The sequence below is a fragment of the Fructilactobacillus sp. X2R6C1 genome (assembly GCF_059901295.1).
The window spans coordinates 1-20,744 of the sequence record NZ_JBWXUZ010000001.1; the positions used below are offsets into that span (position 1 = coordinate 1).

Annotated in this window: 11 protein-coding genes; 6 read left to right on the forward strand and 5 right to left on the reverse strand. The window is 42.2% G+C overall.

Annotated elements, in window-relative coordinates; genetic code table 11:
* The 4 genes from AC6UDF_RS00005 to AC6UDF_RS00020 form a co-directional block, all read left to right on the forward strand.
* A partial coding sequence (locus AC6UDF_RS00005; protein ID WP_500723701.1) for a mucin-binding protein occupies positions 1–5,613 on the forward strand: 5,613 nt, incomplete at its 5' end.
* A 335-nt stretch (positions 5,614–5,948) separates the two neighbouring features.
* Positions 5,949–9,959 carry a mucin-binding protein gene (locus AC6UDF_RS00010; protein ID WP_500723704.1) on the forward strand — a complete coding sequence of 1,337 codons (4,011 nt, stop codon included), beginning with the start codon at positions 5,949–5,951 and terminating at the stop codon, positions 9,957–9,959.
* Positions 9,960–10,530: 571 nt separating this feature from the next.
* Positions 10,531–13,497, forward strand: coding sequence for a bacterial Ig-like domain-containing protein (locus AC6UDF_RS00015; RefSeq protein ID WP_500723706.1), 2,967 nt, complete (start codon positions 10,531–10,533; stop codon positions 13,495–13,497).
* A 268-nt stretch (positions 13,498–13,765) separates the two neighbouring features.
* On the forward strand, positions 13,766–14,872 hold the full coding sequence (locus AC6UDF_RS00020) for an MFS transporter (RefSeq protein ID WP_500706131.1): 1,107 nt from the start codon (positions 13,766–13,768) through the stop codon (positions 14,870–14,872).
* A 58-nt stretch (positions 14,873–14,930) separates the two neighbouring features.
* Here AC6UDF_RS00020 and AC6UDF_RS00025 read toward each other — a convergent pair whose 3' ends face one another.
* Both AC6UDF_RS00025 and AC6UDF_RS00030 read right to left on the reverse strand, forming a co-directional pair.
* A complete protein-coding gene (locus tag AC6UDF_RS00025; RefSeq protein WP_500723708.1) occupies positions 14,931–15,620 on the reverse strand; it encodes a hypothetical protein in 690 nt (229 codons plus the stop codon).
* A complete protein-coding gene (locus AC6UDF_RS00030) occupies positions 15,613–16,242 on the reverse strand; it encodes a hypothetical protein (protein ID WP_500696321.1) in 630 nt (209 codons plus the stop codon). The genes AC6UDF_RS00025 and AC6UDF_RS00030 overlap by 8 nt, the downstream gene beginning before the upstream one ends.
* Before the next feature lie 178 nt (positions 16,243–16,420).
* Here AC6UDF_RS00030 and AC6UDF_RS00035 point away from each other — a divergent pair, with 178 nt between their 5' ends.
* Positions 16,421–16,927 carry a type 1 glutamine amidotransferase domain-containing protein gene (locus AC6UDF_RS00035; protein ID WP_500695500.1) on the forward strand — a complete coding sequence of 169 codons (507 nt, stop codon included), beginning with the start codon at positions 16,421–16,423 and terminating at the stop codon, positions 16,925–16,927.
* A gap of 54 nt (positions 16,928–16,981) precedes the next feature.
* On the opposite strand, the gene pyrC is transcribed toward AC6UDF_RS00035, so the two are convergent.
* Both pyrC and AC6UDF_RS00045 read right to left on the reverse strand, forming a co-directional pair.
* Positions 16,982–18,256 (reverse strand): dihydroorotase, encoded by a 1,275-nt coding sequence (pyrC, locus tag AC6UDF_RS00040; protein ID WP_500723710.1) that lies wholly within the window; start codon positions 18,254–18,256, stop codon positions 16,982–16,984.
* A complete protein-coding gene (locus tag AC6UDF_RS00045) occupies positions 18,253–19,203 on the reverse strand; it encodes an aspartate carbamoyltransferase catalytic subunit (RefSeq protein ID WP_500693254.1) in 951 nt (316 codons plus the stop codon). Before AC6UDF_RS00045 ends, pyrC begins: the two co-directional genes overlap by 4 nt.
* A gap of 380 nt (positions 19,204–19,583) precedes the next feature.
* On the opposite strand from AC6UDF_RS00045, the gene AC6UDF_RS00050 reads away from it, so the two are divergent.
* Positions 19,584–20,525, forward strand: coding sequence for a dihydroorotate oxidase (locus AC6UDF_RS00050; RefSeq protein WP_500693255.1), 942 nt, complete (start codon positions 19,584–19,586; stop codon positions 20,523–20,525).
* A gap of 88 nt (positions 20,526–20,613) precedes the next feature.
* On the opposite strand, the gene AC6UDF_RS00055 is transcribed toward AC6UDF_RS00050, so the two are convergent.
* Entirely contained in the window at positions 20,614–20,736 is a 123-nt protein-coding gene (locus AC6UDF_RS00055) for a hypothetical protein (protein ID WP_500693256.1), read from the reverse strand.
* Positions 20,737–20,744 lie beyond the last annotated feature (8 nt).

A 20,744-nucleotide genomic window follows, 5' to 3' on the forward strand; every position in this document is an offset into this window, starting at 1 on the left:
ACGGTTACGTTCAACAGAACCGCCACCTTTGATGAAGTAACTGGTGAGATAACTTATGGTGCTTGGACATCTGACAATGATGTCTTTAGTTCGGTTGATTCACCAGCCATTACCGGTTATACCCCTGATCAGGCGACCGTTGGTTCCGAAACTGCCACCGCTGATACACCTGACGGAAATGTTACCGTTACGTACAATGCAAACGAACAAAAAGCCGTAGTTAACTATGTTGACGAAGATAACGGTGATGCCATTCTTCATACTGATGACTTAACTGGTAAGTTTGGTAGTAAATCTGGTTACTCAACCAAAAATGAAATTGCCACTTTAGAAGCTAAGGGCTACGAGTTGGTATCCGACGGATACCCTGCTGATGGCTTTACTTTCAACACTGACAATCCAACCTTTACCGTTGTTTTGAAGCATAAGACTAAGACGGTTACGCCAGATAATCCGGGACAACCAGGTCAACCAGTTGATCCAAATAACCCAACTGGACCAAAGTACCCAGATGGAACTGGTGTAAATGACTTGACTAAGAACATTACAAGAACGGTTCACTACGTCTACGCTGACGGTAGTAAAGCCTCCGATGATCGTACTGAGACGGTTACTTACACTCGAACGGCAACCTTCGACCAGGTTACTGGCAAGATTATCAGTTATGGCGACTGGACTACTAAGAACGCGGTCTTCGATTCAATCGATTCGCCCGAAATTACAGGATACACTCCTGACAAGGCAACCGTTGGTGCTCTAACTACTACTGCCGACTCAACCGACTCGACTGATACGGTTACCTACACTGCTAACGATGAACAGGCTCACGTTCAATACATTGACCAAGATGATGGTAACCGGGTTATTAAAACTGACAATTTAAACGGTAAGTTCGGTTCTAAGTCTGATTACAGTACAAAGAACGAAATTGCCAGCTTAGAGGCCCAAGGTTACGAATTAGTCACTGATGGTTATCCAAATGGGTACGAATTTAATACCGACAACCCAACTTTCAAAGTTATCTTTAAACACAAGATGAAGACGGTTACCCCTGACAACCCAGGAAACCCAGGTGAACCAATTGATCCAAATAACCCAACGGGACCAAAATATCCTGATGGAACTAGTAAAGATAACTTAACCAAGTCAATTACGAGAACTATTCACTACGTTTACGCTGATGGTAGTAAAGCCGCAGATGACAAAGTAGAAACCGTTACTTTCAACAGAACGGCCACCTTTGACGAAGTAACTGGCAAGTTAACTTACAGTAACTGGACTTCAACGAACGCTGTCTTTGGACAAGTTGATTCTCCAGCAATCACGGGCTACACCCCTGATAAGACTAGTGTTAGTTCTGAAACTGCCACAGCTGACACACCTGACGGAAGTGTTACCGTTACGTACAATGCAAACGAACAAAAAGCCGTAGTTAACTATGTTGACGAAGATAACGGTGATGCCGTTCTTCATACTGATGACTTAACTGGTAAGTTTGGTAGTAAATCTGGTTACTCAACCAAAAATGAAATTGCCACTTTAGAAGCTAAGGGCTACGAGTTGGTATCCGACGGATACCCTGCTGATGGCTTTACTTTCAACACTGACAATCCAACCTTTACCGTTGTTTTGAAACACAAGATGAAGACGGTTACGCCAGATAATCCGGGACAACCAGGTCAACCAGTTGATCCAAATAACCCAACTGGACCAAAGTATCCTGATGGAACTGGCGTAAATGACTTGACTAAGAACATTACAAGAACCGTTCACTATGTTTACGCTGATGGTAGTAAAGCCGCTGATGATCAAGTAGAAACCGTTACTTTCACCAGAACGGCCACCTTTGACGAAGTAACTGGCAAGTTAACGTACAGTGCCTGGACTTCAACGAACGCTGTCTTTAGCTCAATTGATTCTCCAGCAATCACGGGCTACACTCCAGATAAAGCAAGTGTTGGTTCCGAAACTGCCACAGCCGACACGCCAGACGGATCTGTAACCGTTACCTACAATGCCAATGAAGAACAGGCTCGTGTTCAATACATTGACCAAGACGACGGCAACCGAGTTATTAAAACTGATAGCTTAAACGGTAAGTTTGGTTCTAAGTCGGATTACTCTACTAAAGCTGAAATTGCTGATTTAGAAAGTCAGGGTTACGAGTTAGTCACTGACGGTTATCCAAATGGGTATGAATTTAATACCGACAACCCAACTTTCAAAGTTATCTTTAAACATAAGACCAAGACGGTTACACCGGATAACCCTGGTCAACCGGGACAACCAGTTGATCCAAATAATCCAACTGGACCAAAATACCCAGATGGAACTGGTGTAAATGATCTGACTAAGAACATTACCAGAACGGTTCATTACGTTTACGCTGACGGTAGTAAAGCCGCTAACGATCAAGTTGAGACGGTTACCTACACTCGAACGGCAACCTTTGACCAGGTTACTGGTAAGATCATCAGTTACGGCGACTGGACTACTAAGAATGCCGTCTTTGGTGCAATTAATTCTCCTGAAATTACAGGATACACTCCTGATAAAGCAACGGTTGGTTCACTCACCACTTCCCCTAATTCAGAGAATTCAACTGATACGGTTACCTACACTGCTAACGATGAACAGGCTCACGTTCAGTACATTGATCAAGATGACAACAACCGGGTTATCACGACTGATAACTTAACTGGTAAATTTGGTTCTAAGTCAGGCTACAGTACGAAAGATGAAATCGCTAAACTAGAAGCTCAAGGTTACGAATTAGTCACTGACGGTTATCCAAATGGGTATGAATTTAATACCGACAACCCAACTTTCAAAGTTATCTTTAAGCATAAGACCAAGACGGTTACGCCGGACAACCCTGGCAACCCAGGACAACCAGTGGATCCAAATAATCCAGATGGACCTCATTATCCTAATGGAACTGGTGTAAATGACCTGACTAAGAACATTACCAGAACGATTCACTACGTCTATGCTGATGGCAGCAAAGCTTCCGATGACAAAGTTGAAACGGTTACGTTTACAAGAACGGCAACTTTCGACCAAGTTACTGGCAAGATTATCAGCTACGGCGACTGGACTACTAAGAATGCGGTCTTTAGCTCAATTGATTCACCAGCCATTACGGGCTACACCCCTGATAAAGCTAGTGTTAGTTCTGAAACTGCCACCGCTGATACACCTGACGGAAGTGTTACCGTTACTTACAACGCTAACGAAGAAAAAGCACAAGTTAACTACGTCGACCAAGACGAAGGTAACAAGCTTATTTATAGCGATGCTTTAACTGGTAAGTTTGGTAGTAAGTCTGGTTACACTACGAAGGACGAAATTGCTAAACTAGAAGCTCAGGGCTACGAGCTAGTATCCGACGGATACCCTGCGGATGGCTTTACTTTCAACACTGACAATCCAACCTTTACCGTTGTTTTGAAACACAAGATGAAGACGGTTACACCGGATAACCCTGGTCAACCGGGACAACCAGTTGATCCAAATAATCCAACTGGACCGAAGTACCCAGATGGAACTAGTGTAAATGATCTGACTAAGAACATTACAAGAACCATCCACTACGTTTACGCTGATGGTAGTAAAGCTGCTGACGATCAAGTTGAGACAGTTACCTACACTCGAACTGCAACCTTTGATCAAGTAACCGGCAAGATTATCAGTTACGGCGACTGGACTACTAAGAATGCGGTCTTTAGCTCAATTGATTCTCCTGAAATTACGGGATACACCCCAGATAAGGCAAGTGTTGGTTCCGAAACTGCCACTGCTGACACACCGGACGGATCTGTTACGGTTACCTACAACGCCAACGATGAAAAGGCTCAAGTTGAGTACATCGATCAAGACAATGGTAACAAGGTTATTCATACTGATGGCTTGAACGGGAAGTTCGGTTCTAAGTCGGATTACAGTACGAAGGACGAAATCGCTAAACTAGAAGCCCAAGGATACGAATTAGTATCCGATGGCTTCCCAGGTGATGGTTACACCTTCAATACTGATAACCCAACCTTCAAGGTTGTTTTGAAACACAAGACCAAGGAAGTTACGCCAGATAACCCAGGAAACCCAGGTCAACCAGTGGATCCTAACAACCCAACGGGACCGAAGTATCCAGATGGTACTAGCAAGACCGACTTGACTAAGACCATTACCAGAACGGTGCACTACGTTTACGCTGATGGTAGCAAGGCTTCAGATGATCGCATTGAAACGGTTACGTTCAACAGAACGGCCACCTTTGATGAAGTAACGGGTAAGGTAACTTACAGTAACTGGACGTCAACGAACGCTGTCTTCGGTTCAATTGTTTCCCCAACCATTACGGGATACACACCTGATAAGGCAAGTGTTGGTTCTGAAACTGCAACGGCCGACACACCAGATTCAAGTGTCACGGTTACCTACAACGCTAACGATGAAGTCGTTCACATTAATTACGTGGATCAGGATAAAGGTAATGCCCTTATCACTAGTGATACCGTTAACGGTAAGTTTGGTAGCAAGGCCGATTACAGTACGAAAGATGAAATCGCTAAACTAGAAGCGCAAGGATATGAATTAGTATCCGACGGATACCCTGCGGATGGCTTTACCTTTAATACTGATGGCCCAACCTTTACGGTTGTGCTCAAACACAAGACTAAGGAAGTTACGCCAGACAATCCAGGAACTCCAGGTCAACCAGTGGATCCAAACAACCCAACTGGACCAAAGTATCCTGACGGAACTAGTAAGACTGATCTCACTAAGAACGTTACTAGAACCATTCACTACGTTGATAAGAATGGTAACAAGTTAGCTGATGATGTGGTTCAATCAACTACCTTTACTAGAACGGCAACGTTTGATCAAGTTACTGGTAAGGTAACTTACAGTGCATGGACGACTAAGAGTGACGTCTTGAGTGGGGTTAACTCGCCAGTTATCAATGGTTACTACACCAACACTGCTTCAGTTGGACAAGCAACGGTTAACGCTGATTCTAACGACTCCGAAGTAACGGTCGTTTACTACGCCTTAGGTCACTTAGTTCCTGATGTTCCGGGCAGTCACCCGATCGTTTATCCAAATGATCCAAACAACCCAAGTGATGCCGGTAATCCAATTATCCCTGACATTCCTGGATACACTCCAGTTGATAAGAACGGGAACAAGTTGGTCCCTGGCACACCATATCCGATTGATCACAATGATTTAGGAAAAGATACCCCAATTCATTATGTGAAGAATGCTGAACCATCAACTCCGGTAGCTCCAAATAAACCAGAGAAACCTTCAGCACAACCGGAACCAACTAAGCCAAGTGCACCAAAGGAAGTTCCGGCCGCACAACCGGAAACTCCGAAGGCAAAGCAGGCCCCACAAACTCCTGCTAAAGCACCGGCTCAACCAGCTAAGCCCAAAGCAAAGCAAGCTCCAGCAGCTAAGCCAGCTAAAAAGTCTGAAAAGAAGACGACGTTACCACAAACTGGTCAAAGTTCTGATAGCTTCTTAAGCCTGATCGGAACCATGCTTCTGTCACTTCTCAGCTTCTTTGGCTTAGGAAAATGGTTTAAAGACCGAAAAGAAACCAAGTAAGTCAGTTTGTGATTTAAAGATTAAGCGAGATTAATAAGTTTAAAGGCTAATATCCATTTTGGGTGTTAGCCTTTTTTATATATTTTTAATAATTAAAAAATTCAGCAATTTATTAAGAAATGAATAAATTGCTGAAAACGTGTCGGCACTAGCATAGTGAGATTTAGGCTTAAAAATTCACAACTGAAATTACCTAACTAATTGACGAGTTTGCTAAACAAGATGATTGAGTTATCGTATTTTTTATGTATAATGAGTCTCCGTAATAATGAATAATAAGTATAGTTTGTGATTTATTATTTTGTAACCGCCAGGGTACTAAGGAGTGTTTATTTATGTTTAGGGATTCAAAGAAACGTTTTAAGATGTATAAGTCTGGGAAACGTTGGATGGTTGCTGCCCTTGTCACCACTTTTACAATCGGTGGAATGACGCTTGGGGCAAGTGCTGACACCACTTCAACGCAGGCCAATGCAGGAGCCGTTCCGTCTGAACAAAAAGCAGACCAGACGAGTACGGCGACGCAACCGGGTACTACGTCATCTAGTCAAAATGATGCGAACCCAAGTAGTTCAGACCAAGCTGTCAGTGCAACAGATGGTCAGACAAAGGATAACCAGAGTCAAACAGCTGATTCGCAAAAGCAGGCGGATCAAGCAACTCAACCAGCGACTGATTCACAAACTCAGACGCAAAATGACCAGTCGAAACAGGATGATAGTAAACAAGAATCACAATCATCCACGAATAATTCTAATCAAGCACCTCAGGACCAGAAAACTGAGCAATCATCACAAGATAGTAAAACTGATCAATCGAAGACTGACCAGTCCAGTGATGTAAAGAAGCAGACTGAGAACCAACCAAGTGATACTTCTGATAATCAAAATCAGACCCAGGATTCATCAAACCAAAATGATGCAACAGCTAAATCCGATTCACAAACTGATCAGACAAAAACTGATAATCAGAAGGATCAAGGAACTGATACCCAAGCCAAACCAGATGATACTAAGCAGGCTAAAAATGATGACGCCAAAAGGGCCAATCAGCCTAATCCTGATGTTGTAAGAAGTAATCAACAAATGAATGCTGATACCACTAGTGACAGTAGTACGTTACCAAAAGGTATCAACATCACAAGTGACGCATCTCCGGACAATACTAACTTTAACCAGTTTGGGAGTATGTCAGTTCGAACCGACATTAATATTACCGATGCTGACGCTACCATCAATGCTGGTGACAGAATCGTCTTTAACATTGCCAACAGTACTGATCCGGGTAGTGATGTCATGATGAAAAAGGTTATTGATTGGAATAAAATTACAATGACTGGTGGATCGGAATATGGTCACTTAGAATTTGATCCTAACACGGGTCAAGCTTATTACATTTTCGATAAGAATATTGCTTTTACAACGGGTTCGTTCTCGTTTACTTTGAACATTCCGTTTCAAGCTGACCCAACTGTTCCACTAGTTGGAGTTAACTTTTCAACTGAGTTTCAGCAGGGTAATTCCACTTATTTGATAAACAAATTTTACTATGGATACGTTGCTTCTAATAATAATCAACCATCACCTGACCGTGTTCAGGCACCCAACTTGGGAGCAGGAATAGGTGGAGTTGGATTTGCTGGTGTTGGTCCAAATTATGATGGACCTACTGCTAATAATCCGATTTCAGTTCCTACTTATGGTGATGCAATCTATGATCCAGCCAAGGGTGATCAACCTAGCTTTACTAATATCCTTTATCCCAATCAAGATCCAGACCCTAATCTAAATAACCTAACTGGCAGAACCTGGACCGTTGACATTCAGGGTGACGGGGCTTCGTTTGATTTAAACGGACTTCGGTTTGGAATTCCTAAGGCAGGAACTCCTTATACACCTGGATGGGCCGGACAGTATGCTGGTCAGTGGATTACGTTAGATCAGTTAAGACAGGTTTTGCCTGGCGTTCAGGTTCAAGTTGACCAAATTGATGCGAACCATGCTAGATTATCGATTACTTTCCCAGATGGGGTAACCATTCAATACTTACAGTTTACTGGTAATTTTATTGCTCCAAATACTGGTGGCAGATATTCCGTTAACTTTGGTTATCATGATGATCAGGGAACTTCGAGAAATAATAGTATTCCCATGGGTTTTGTTTACCAAACTAATGACCAACAAGGTTTCTTCCCATCCATCACGGCCAGTGATAAGTCATTAAATGCTGACACCTTCAACATTGATAATTTGGACAGTTACCTGTTAGATGGTGTAAGTTCAAGTGATGTTCAAGACGGAACCAGCGATAAAGTTGAAATCTCCGATGATGCCGCTTTAAGAGAAGCCATTGCTAACAAGCAGGCTGGTGTCTATAACGTGACTTATAAGACAACCAATTCGAAAGGATTGACGAGTTATAAGACGGTGAGTGTCACAGTCGTTCTTAGTCAAGAAGTTACAGACTCAACCACTGGAACATTTACCATTCATTACGTTGATCAAAATGGTAATACCCTCCAACCAGATAAGGTCATCACCGCGCACTTCACCCGGACTGGTCAAAGAGATCCATTGACAAATAAGGTTATTAGCTGGGATAAGTGGACAAGTACCGATAACACTTATGACATTCCATCACCAAGTGTTCCTAACAGAACTCCTAGTCAGGATTCAGTCAGTGGAACCATCAATCCTGACGAAAATGGTTCAACAAAAGTGGTTTACACTGATAATACTGAAGATTTAAAGGATGAAGCCACTGGGCAAGTAACCATTAACTATGTTGATCAAAATGGCAATCAGGTTGCCCCATCGAATACAGTTACTGCCCACTTTACTCGGACTGGAACTAAGAATTTGGTAACTGGTAAAGTTACTTGGAACGATTGGACAAGTACTGACAACACTTACGACGTGACATCGCCAAATGTTCCTAACAGAACTCCTAGTCAGAAATCAGTTATCGGAACGATTAACCCAAATGATAACAGTGAAATAAATATTACTTATGCTGACGACACTACGGAAGTAAGTGAGCAAGCTACTGGTCAAACAACCATCAATTACATTGACAAAACTGGTGGTAATCAAGTGGCACCATCAAAGGTTATTACTGGTCATTTCACCCGGACTGGGACTAAGAATTTAGTAACGAATGATGTTACTTGGAATGATTGGACGAGTGATGATGCTCATTACAATGTTGATTCACCTAAGGTTTACAACATGGTACCCGATAAATATCAAGTTATTGGAAACGTTGTTCGTGGGGAAAATAATACAATTAATGTTTACTACACCCATGACACGGCTTCAGTAACTGGTAATGCAATTGGTCAAAGAACCATTCACTATGTTGATCAAAATGGTAACCAAGTGGCACCTTCAAAGACTATTTCCGTTAAATTCACTCGAAATGGGACGAAGGACTTTGCAACGGGTGAACTTACCTGGGGACCATGGATGAGCGATGGAAGTGATACTTACAACGTTGCCTCACCAGAAATTGCTAACATGACTCCTGATAAGGACTCAGTTAGCGGAACTATTACTCCAAATGAGTATGATTCAGTAAATGTTGTTTACACGCATAATACCCAAGCAGTAACAGATCAGACAACTGGTCAGGTTACCATTCATTATGTTGATCAAAATGGTAACCAAGTAGCACCATCAAAGACGATTACGGCTCACTTCACTCGAACTGGAACCAAAGATTTGGTAACTGGTGAAGTCACATGGAACGATTGGACGAGTGATGACAATACTTATAGTGTTAAATCACCAAGTGTTACCGACATGACTCCCGATCAAGCGGTCGTCAATGGAACCATCGGTCCAGATGAGATGGGAACAGAAAAAGTTATCTATTCTAAGGAACAGACAGGTGAAACTAGCCCAACGCCAAATCATCCGGAGGACCACAATGGTGGAAACCCAACGGAACCAGAGAATCCAACTAATGGAAACAATGGTGAAAGTGGGAACAACGTTGAACCAAACACACCAAACAACAATGGTGGAAATGGTACAATGACACCAAATGATCACAATGGCAATGCGGTTCCTGAAAGTAATGGAAGTTCAAATAAGAACAACTCGAATTCTTCAGAAACAACCGCCCCAGAATCCTCTACTTCAGAAAGTAATACCCATGTTAAGTCACAAAAACATGGGACTAATGAAGCTAAGGAAAATGCAACCAACACTAATAAGAAGGGTGAGTTGCCACAAACTGGTCAAGAAGATAACAGTTTCCTAAGTGTTATTGGAATTATGTTACTTTCAATTCTTGGTATCTTTGGATTAGGGAAATGGTTTAAAGATAAAAAAGAAACCAAATAAGCTTTAAATTGAATGGTCGACATCTATGAAATGGATGTTGACCATTTTTTTGTGGCTAATTTATGGAAAGCTATTTAACAAAAGCCGGGTTTAATAAAACTTTTAAAATTAATTTGGTGCGGGAATAAAAAAATTTTGAAAATATTTTTGTGAATTTTACTCCCCCAAAATCGGTCAAAAAAAGAATTGACAGTAGATAAATTGTGAACGATTGGATAAGGTTCATGTTATTTTAATCAATCAATTAAATAAGAAATGTTTTTTGACAAGATTAGCTATAATCACCGGTAAATCAATGATAAATTGACTAACCATTCGTAAGAGAAAATTTAAATATCGGAAATTCGATAAAACTCATGGGTCACTAGATTTTGCACGCTGTTTTTACGTAGTAATTATTATTTTATAACCCCTCTTTGCTAGTACATTTTACAGATATTGTGAAACATATTAAAGGGTTGAATGCCGACATCATCATGTTTACAATGTTGATTGTGAATATATAAACAGCAGTTTTACTATATATTCTGATAATTCACAAGATGTATTTTAGAACGAGAGGGGAAACCTTATGCAGAACAATACCAAGAAACATTACAAGATGTATAAAGCCGGAAAGCGGTGGATGGTCGCAGCCATTGTGACCGTCGCTACCGTCGGAGGATTGACGGTTGGCGCAAGCGCTGATACCAACGGTCAATCTAATAATAATAATCACAATATACAAATTATTAAAAAAGCAGCGTCCAGTCAACCAGTAAAGGGTGACCTAGTCACGACGTCTGCTCAATCGCAACCAGAAAATCAAAGTAAGTCGAATCCAGCCATAACTCAAACGCAGGATAATGCGGCTCAAGCTAATACTAATCAGACCACTGGGATAGCTCCAATGGTCAGTGCTCAACCAGGACAAACTGATTCATCTAAACCGACGACTAACACTGCGCAGGTGGACCAATCGTCATCGAAGAATGGTAACGGTCAAACCGAAAGAGCAGCTCAAACAAATTCACAACCGACTAACAACCAAGCCACTGCTAGTCAGAACAATGCGCAAAGCAAAAATCAATCGACTCAACCAGAGCCAAATAACGGCCAACAAAACGCAACTGACCAAAAGACTGCCCCAGCACCCGCTAATCAAGCTAGTCAAAAAACTGATAATCAAGGTGCCAATTTTAATAAACAAGTAGTTGCTCCAGAAAAGCAAGCACCGAAAACCACTAATAACGTTCAGACTAACCAACCGGTGGTAATTAATCAACAAGCAAAACAAACGACTAAAAACGTTCAGTTAAGTGACAAGGTTTATAACATAACGGCGGGTGCCATTGATGTTATGAAAGGCCAGCCAGTTCCGACTGATCCCGCTGACTACAGTATTACTGCTAGTGTAAATGGCACTCCATTAACGGTTACTTCCATCGATGTTTCAGATGTTAATAATGAGGTTCCTGGAACATACAAATATGGTTTCACCCTTTCTGATGGAAGTGTTTGGACCACTGGAATTGTCCAAGTGGTTAATTTTACCGCTAATAATCTTGTCGTCTATCAAGGAAATCCAACTAATATTGATTTTTCCGATCCAGATAGTTATGACGCAATTATGGGAAACCCAACATGGCCTAGCATGGCCATTTGGGGTGTCTATGGTGGTGTAGATGCCAACAAGCCAGGGACTTATCACGTCATAATAATGGGTACTAGTGATCCTAATGGTCCGCAACTCAATAGAACCGTCACCGTTGTTCCCATTCCCGCTGATGCGGTTACCGGTCACGATATCAGTATTCGAATTGGGCAAGCCGTTCCAGACGACGCTAAATCCTATGGTGCGACCGCTCTGAACCCAGATGGCAGTCCAGCAGCAATTACTGGGATTGACACTTCCAAAGTCAATAACACTAAAGCGGGAGATTATCCGGTTGTTATCAGTGCGTCAAACGGTTTAACCAAGACGGTCTACGTTCACGTGCTCTTTAACCACACGAGTTTAAGTGCGCATAACCTGACCATCTATACTGGCGACCAGGTTCCAACCGACCCAGCTGCTTATGACGCTAAGGCAACTGATTATGATGGCAATCCGGCTAAAATCACTAAGATTGATGTGTCGAAGGTAAACAATGAGGTTCCTGGCGTTTATCCAGTTTGGATTCACGCTGACAATGGTGAGACACTAGGTGTCACCGTCACGGTCGTTAAGAGTCGGATTAGCATTGCCGCTCATGGAACCAGCATCAGAATTGGGAGACAGGTTCCAACGTGGCCAAGTGCATATGGTGCTAAAGCAACCTACAAGAATGGGAAACCCGCCAAAATTACCAAGATTGACGTTTCGAAGGTTAATAACCAAGTTCCTGGTGATTACCCGGTCACCATTACTTCAGATAACGGTGAAAGTATCACCGTGACCGTCACTGTCTTGAAGAATCACACGCGCTTAAGTGCTAACAACATCAAGATTTACGTTGGTCAAAAAGTTCCAACCAACCCAGCAGCTTACGGTGCTCAAGCAACTGATTACGACGGCAATCCAGCCCAGATTACAAACATTGACGTATCTAAAGTAAACAATGAAGTTCCTGGCGTTTATCCAGTAACGATTACTGCCAACAACGGTGAAAAACTGGGTGTCACGGTTACAGTGCTCCATGACGAAGCAACGTTAGTGGGACACGGATTAACCATTTACGTTGGCGACCAGGTCCCAACTGACCCACAAGCTTATGGTGCCAGTTCCACTAACACAGACGGTACAGAAGCAAGTATCACTAACGTCGATACTTCCAAGGTTAATAATAAGGTGCCGGGTCAATATCCAGTCACCATTACTTCATCAAATGGCAAGAAACTAGTAGTAACGGTGACCGTCTTAGCGGATAAGACGAGTCTTGAAGGTCACGGAATTACCATTCACGTTGGTGATCTAGTTCCTACCAATGCCGCTGCCTACGGTGCTAGAGCAACTAACGCTGATGGTACGGAAGCAACGATCACAAGCATTGACACCTCGAAAGTTAATAACCAAGTTCCTGGTCAATACAAAGTTATCATTACCGCTTCAAACGGGGACACATTGGTAGTAACGGTCACGGTTTTGGCTAAGAATGCACCAACCCCGAACCACCCAAGCAACAATGGTGGTAACGGCACTAACCCGATTACACCAAGTCATAACGGTGGAAACGGTAATGGTGGCAGTTCGGTAACTCCAAATCAACCAAGTGGCAATTCTGTCATGCCAGGTCAACCAACTAACAATGGTGGATCTGCGGTAGTTCCAAATAATGGCAGTCAGACCGGTACACCAGAAGCTTCAACGAAGCAGAACGGTAGTCAAGTAGTCGAACCGCAAAGTACGCAAGCCATTCACCAGGCTTTCAATTCTTCAGAAAAGAATGCTAAGCAGAATTCCAAGAACTTGCCACAAACTGGTGAGAACGACTCGTTAATTCTCGAGTTAATCGGTCTTGGCTTTATTGCTTCAGCAATGGCTTTGGCACTTCATGATTTAAAACATCGGGTCAAATAACTCGGTATCATGGTTAAATACGAGAAGTTTGAAAAATTTGTTTAATTAAAGTAAATTAGTTCAAAAAAATAGCCTTCAGGAATTTCCTGAAAGTATAAAAGCCTCACAAGTTGAATTTATCGTCCAACTTGTGGGGCTTTATTATGTCTAAATTAAATTATGTGGACTTAGGTTGCTTACACTTTTAAACAATGCGGTATACTTATTTCAATTTATATTATGAGCCTATTAATGAAAACATATTAAGTTTAACTAATGGAGAATTAACATGAATAAAATTTTATTGTGTTCAAACTTTTTAGTTGATTTACTCTTTATGATGTTGACCACTTTGTTACCCATATTTGTTTTTTCATTAACAAAATCTTATTCAGATGTTGGTAAGATACTGCTTGTTTTTACAATAAGTGTCTTAATTGTAAGACTTTCTGTATGGCATTCGGTAGGGAAAATAAAGTTAAGACTTTTATTTGGAACCATATCATTTTGTGCAACATATGTTATTTTCTTACTTTTCTTTAAAAATTTCTTATTCTATTATGTGGGATCTATACTATTGGGAATAGGAATTGGATTAATTCCTCCGATATTATTAAACCTTTTGACAAAAACGCAAAATGTTAAAACAAATGGGAAAAATATCGGTTTATATAATATAACCACTGCTGTATCATCAGCAACTGGCCCAATGATTGCGGAATTATTATATAAGTCGTCTGTTAAACTTTTACTTTTTAGTTGGCTTGCTTTGGCAATCCTTTTATTAATACTTGTTATAAAGGTGATATCTAATAAGCAAACAACTATCACTGATAATACTCATACGAATAATGTCCCATTTAAATTTATGTCTTTAAAGTTATCCGTTCTACTTTTGTTTCTAACTGCCATTGCTATCTCTTATGGGACCATAATAAGTTATCTTCCGATTTATTTTAGCCATCTTCATTTATCCGTTGGTATTTACTATTTCCTGTTTTGGCTTTTTTATTCCATCGCTCAAGGGTCACACTTTTTTAATTCGAGTTGGGAATCGTTAACTATTATTGCTTTAGGGATGATTATTAGTATGGCAATTATTTCCTACAGTAATCTAAGTATATTGTCGTATCTTAGCGGCATTTTGTTTGGATATTTATATGGGTCGATATTTAGAATATATTATTCACTAATGGCAAAAATAAAGAATCCTACGTCAAGAAATAATGGATATGGAATAGTGGGTTTGATGTCTTATATTGGGGTAGGAATTTCACAAATCTTTATTAGCCCATTTCTAAAGTTGCCCATTAATAATATTTTTTTCTTAAGTAGTATGTATTTAATTCCATTTTTTATATTAATACCATTAGTATTGAGGAAAAAACAAAATTAAAATATTAAGTTAAATTAGTTTAAAAAAATAGCCTTCAGGAATTTCCTGAAGGCTATTTTCATTGGTCCCACTTCGTCACTAATGAGTGGCCCACGGTTACAATTGGCTGATAGCTTAAGACTTGGTTGGTCTTGGTGTTGTACAGCACGTCGCCAAGCTTGTCGACGTTGTCACCGCCATTTTGGTTGTACTTGGTTGCGTACGTGACGATGACGCGAATCTTTTTAATCGTTTCGGGACTGTTGGGATTGTCGTACATCTGTAGCCCGACCATTTTACTCTTGACGCCCATGCTTTTGACCTTATCCTTGGTTTGCTTGTTTCCCTGTTTACCAAAGACTCTTTGGTTGCTGGCATAATTTGGTCCAATGAGTCCAGCTTCCCTTAGGACTTGGGGCCGTGCCAGAAATTGATCGTCGTTGTTGTAGGTATAGAAAATCTGGAAGAATTCGTTTAGGTTCTTGTAGGTCGTGTCAGCCATGTGTTGGTTTTGCAGAATACTTCCGGCCTTTTGATTATCGGTGTTTAAAAGGCGATTCTTATAACGCTTGTTTAGGGAGTTAAACCGTTGGTTGTACGTCTTCTGCTCGGCAGAAAGAGTGGCCTGATTAGTTTTAACCTGGGTGTTAATGGTGTCATTATGAATCATCAGGGTGAAGATGGCGAGGAGCAAGACGACAATGATTACGAACATGATTGCTAGAACACTGACGTTTTTATTGAGGTGAAATTTGTTGTTTTTAGCCATTGATTTCTTGACCTCCTAACGCCACGAACGTGCTGGTCCATGAAGTCCCAACGAGGGTCGTCTTTCGTTTCTTAACGTTGTAGTTAACGACGTAATTCAAGACGTTTGGCTTCTTATTCTTCCTTGAGGCAAAGGTAATGGTGATCATCGAGTTGTAGGATTGAGACTGGCTGTCGTAACGAGCGTTGTTGACGGAGACGTCCTCAATCTTTTGGTTTAGGTATTTTTTATTGTGTCCCTTGGTACTTAGAACCGTTTTAGTAAAGGCTGGATCGAAACGATCCTTTTTAAACTGCTTACTAACGGCTTGACGCTGTTTGCTTGATTTGGCCATGTATGCCATCTTCATGGCCTTTTGGTAGACCTGGTCGTTATTTTTCTGAATGGATGTGATGTCGACTCCGGTCTGGTGCTGCTTTTGAACTTTTTGCGTGGTCTTTTTGGCGTTTAACGTATTGGTTTCCTGCCGGGTTGTCCTAATCTTAGTCATAAGTTGTTGGTTTTTAGCCTTGGCGTGATGAGTTGAGACTAACAGACATCCTATCAGGATCACTAAGACGAAGATGATGCAGGATGCGACCGTCACGCAAACTAGGTTGACGTCATGTTTGGACTTGTTCATAAAATACCCTCGAATTCTGGAAAATGTAGTTACGTTAATTATAGCGGCTTTCCGTGAGAAGTGTAAATCAAATTTCCGTTAAGTTTCATTGGTTCTAAAATTGTGATAAATTGTTAAGCAAAATATTTTCCCTGAAATTTCATTCCATGTAAAATTATAGGTAAGGAAGTGATAAGAAATGGCTAAAGTAGCTGTACTTGTAACTAATGACGTTGAAGATGTTGAATTGACTTCACCAGTCGAAGCATTGAAAAAAGCTGGTCACGATATTACGATCATCGATAAGAAGGCTGGCGAAGAGATCACTGGTAAACACGGACACAAGACCAAGGTTGACGCTGGAATTGCCGATGTTATGCCGGAAAGCTTTGATGCTTTGCTAGTTCCCGGTGGCTTTTCACCAGATCAACTGCGGGGTGACCCACGGTTTGTTAAATTTGCGAGAAGTTTCTTGTTAGCTGACAAGCCAACGTTTGCGATCTGCCATGGTCCCCAATTGTTCATGCAGACGGGACTGGTTAAAGGTCGCACGATGACCGCTTATAAGACGGTTCAAACTGATATTTACTACGCTGGTGCCATTGTGAAAGATGAACCGGTTGTAAAGGATCATCACTTGATTACGAGTCGAACTCCGGATGATTTGGATCAGTTCAACGCTGCCATTGTTGAAGACTTAATTTAAACTAGCAATAGTAAAAATGCTTTACGTATTTAATTACGTAAAGCATTTTTTTAATTATGAGTGATAAACGATTTGGCCGTTAACAAAGGTCATAAGGTTTTGTGCATCGACTTGCTTGCCAATAAACGGCGAATTAATTCCCTTTGATTTCATGTTTTTGGTTGTAATTTGGTGCGGGGCATCGAGATTCCAGACTGAGAAATTGGCGTGATTGCCAACCTTGATTTGGTTTTCTTTTGAGAGATTGAAGGAGGCGGTTGGCTTGCCACTCATCCATTCTAATAGTTGACTCAAAGTCACCTGACCGGTTTCAACCAGTCTGGTGTACAGTAGTGGAAAGGCCGTTTCGATGCCGGTGATCCCGAAAGCCGCATCGTTAAAGGAATGCCCCTTATCAGAGACAGTGTGGGGAGCGTGGTCGGTCGCAATCATGTCGATGGTTCCGTCAAGCAATCCATCTAGTAACGCTTGCCGGTCTTTTTTGGTTCTCAGTGGCGGATTCATCTTGTACATGGGGTCGTCACTGGTAATCATGGAATCGTCTAATAGCAGGTGATGGGGAGAGACCTCGGCGGTGACGTTGACGTCATCCGCTTTAGCTCGTCGAATCAGTTCCACACTGCGCGCTGTTGAGACGTGACAGACGTGGTAATGAATGCCACTAGCGCGTGCTAGTTCGAGGTCGCGAGCTAGTTGGCTGGTTTCCGTCACTTCAGGAACGCCCTTTAGGCCAAGTTTTTGAGCTGCTAATCCTTCATTAATGACGCCGCCGTTCATTAACGAGCGGTCTTCGACGTGGGCAGCCAGAGGCAATCCAGTTTGAGCGATCTTTTTCATGGCCTTGTACATGGTCTGGGCGCTCTGAATCCCAATCCCATCGTTACTGAAGGCCACGGCTCCAGCCTGTTTCATCTCGGCAAAGTTTACGAGTTGGTCACCACGTTCGTTGTAAGTGACGGGGGCGAACTGTTTCACGTTGACAACGCCCTGTTGCAGGTTATGTTCAATCATTGATTTTAGTTTATCAGGAGTATTGGGGACGGGCATGACGTTTGGCATGGCACAAACGGTCGTGTAACCACCGTGAGCGGACGCTTCACTACCGGTTTTTACGGTTTCCTTTTCCGTTTGACCGGGGTCTCTGAAGTGAACGTGCACGTCCACCAAACCGGGCAGTACCACCTTATTCATGGCGTCAATGACCCTGTCGGTTTGCGTTGGCTCAATTTGAGGTTTAATTTGTTTAATAACACCATCATCTAACAGTAAATCACACCGTTTGAGCGCTTGATTTTGAAAAAGTTGCCCGTTTTGAATTAAAATTTTCATCGTTCGTCAATTCCCTCAATATCTGCTTTATTCACAATGCCCTTATTAACGAGGACGTCGGTCAAAATGGCCATGCGCATGTACATCCCATTCGTCATCTGTTTAAAGATTCGGGACTTGTCGGCTTCGACGAGGTCGGAATCAATCTCAATTCCCCGGTTGACGGGAGCGGGGTGCATGATGATGGCGTTATCCTTCATCGTTTGGTAGCGCTCCTTAGTTAAGCCAAATTGTTCGTGGTAACTGGTGGCGTCAAAGTTCGCCAGTTCTTTTCCGAGGCGTTCCTTTTGCACCCTGAGTAACATCACGATGTCGGATTTGTGGGCCAGTTCGTCAACGGTTAAATGCTTACCGTACTCCTCAAATTGCGGGTCGTACCACTGGTCGGGACCCGCAAACGACACGTGCGCTCCGAGTTTAGTTAAAAGTTCCATGTTGGAACGGGCCACTCTGGAGTGGTTTAAATCGCCAATGATGCCGACGTTTAAATCCTTGAAGGTGCCAAATTCCTGGTAGATGGTCATCATATCAAGCAGTGATTGCGACGGGTGTTGACCGCTTCCGTCACCACCGTTAACGACGCTGATTTTCAGGTTGTCGTCCAGTAGTTGTCGGTAGTACTCGTTTTCGGGATGCCGAATCACCGCGATGTCAACGCCAATCGCCTGAAGCGTTTTGATGGTGTCGGAGAGGGTCTCACCCTTGGTGACTGAACTAGTGTTGGCGTTAAACTGAAGGACCTGGATTCCGAGTCTGCGTTCCGCCATCTCAAAGCTGGTGTGCGTTCTGGTACTGTTCTCAAAGAAGAGGTTCATTGCGTAGGTGGGGCGGTTTAGGTGCACCGACTTGCCCTCTTTGAAGAGTTGCGCCAATTTAATCTTATGTAAAACTTGTTTCTCGTCCATGTCAGAGACCGTCACTAAGTCATGCTTGTATGAATATGCCATTTGATCCTCCTAGATTTTCACTTGGTTGAATTGCATAAATAAAGGGCCTACTACAAATTAACGTAGCACGCCCACTTTTTGACATGACCAGTTAACTTTTCAATCTCTCTGGATTGAATTAAAGTAGTCTCGATTTATTTGATAAATACTCTAACTAAATTGACGTAGAAAGTCAATTATTTTTTAGGCAGGTTTTCTAAGTTGACAATTGAGGGTGGGGGTCGTTATGATAATGACAATCAATCTTTAATTGGTTCAGAGAATCCAAAAGATTGTCCATCCTAATTAAACTAATCGCGGTCGCAACTATGACAAATGGGAACTTCTCTGAATGCCCACTAGTAGTTGTGACTTTTTATATACCAAAGGAGTTATTTACAATGGATCACATTTCAATTGCAACACAGATCGGTAACGAAACGTTTGCCCATCCCTTTTTAAATGCCGCTGGAGTCTTTGACGAAACCGCCGAAGAGATGAATCAAATCCTGAAATCCGAAGCTGGTGGCGTGACGACCAAGAGTGCCACGTTAGAGCCACGTAAAGGAAATCCCAAGCCGCGCTACGCTGAAACAGAATTTGGCAGTATCAATTCCATGGGACTGCCAAACAAGGGACTGGCATACTATCTTGATTACATTGAACAGAATCAGATTGATAAGCCAATCGATTTATCAATCTCGGGAACCTCCCTTGGTGACAACATCACGGCTCTAAGAAAAATTCAAGACAGTAGCTTTACTGGTCTCTGTGAGCTTAACTTGTCGTGTCCAAATGTGATTGGCAAGCCTCAGATTGGTTACGATTTTGCGGCCGTTCACGCGGCCATGGAAGCCATTTTTAGTTTTTACACCAAGCCACTGGGCCTCAAGTTACCACCGTATTTTGACCTACAACAATACGACGCCATAAGTAAGATTTTGAACCAGTATCCCTTGACCTACATCAACACCATTAACAGTGTTGGTAACGGCTTAATTGTGGACGCTGACACCGAATCAGCAGTCATTTCCCCCAAGGGTGGTTTTGGCGGAATCGGTGGTTCATACGTCAAGCCCGTGGCGTTAGCTAATGTACGAGCTTTCAGAAAGCGTTTGAAGTCAGAAATCAAGATTATCGGAACTGGTGGCGTTCGTACTGGAAAGGATGCCTTTGAGTTAATCCTGTGTGGTGCTGATGTGGTTGAGGTCGGAACGGCCCTTTTAAAGGAAGGCCATGAAATCTTTTCACGTTTGGATTCTGAACTGACAGATATCATGCTTCACAAGGGCTACCATCAGTTGTCTGATTTTCGGGGGAAGCTTAAGGAGCGGCAGGATTAGTTTGGTTCTAGAATGATTTTAAATACTGTTATTAACGAAAAGGGTGACCACACGATCGAATCGCGTGATCACCTTTTTAATTTGAACCTTAAACTGCGTTTGAAATTTCACCAATTGGACCGGGAATTAACAGTACTAACGCCATGCAGACGAGTAGTACGATTACAAGTACAACAGCGATGGCAATAATAATCTTAGTTGACTTGGACATAAATCTCC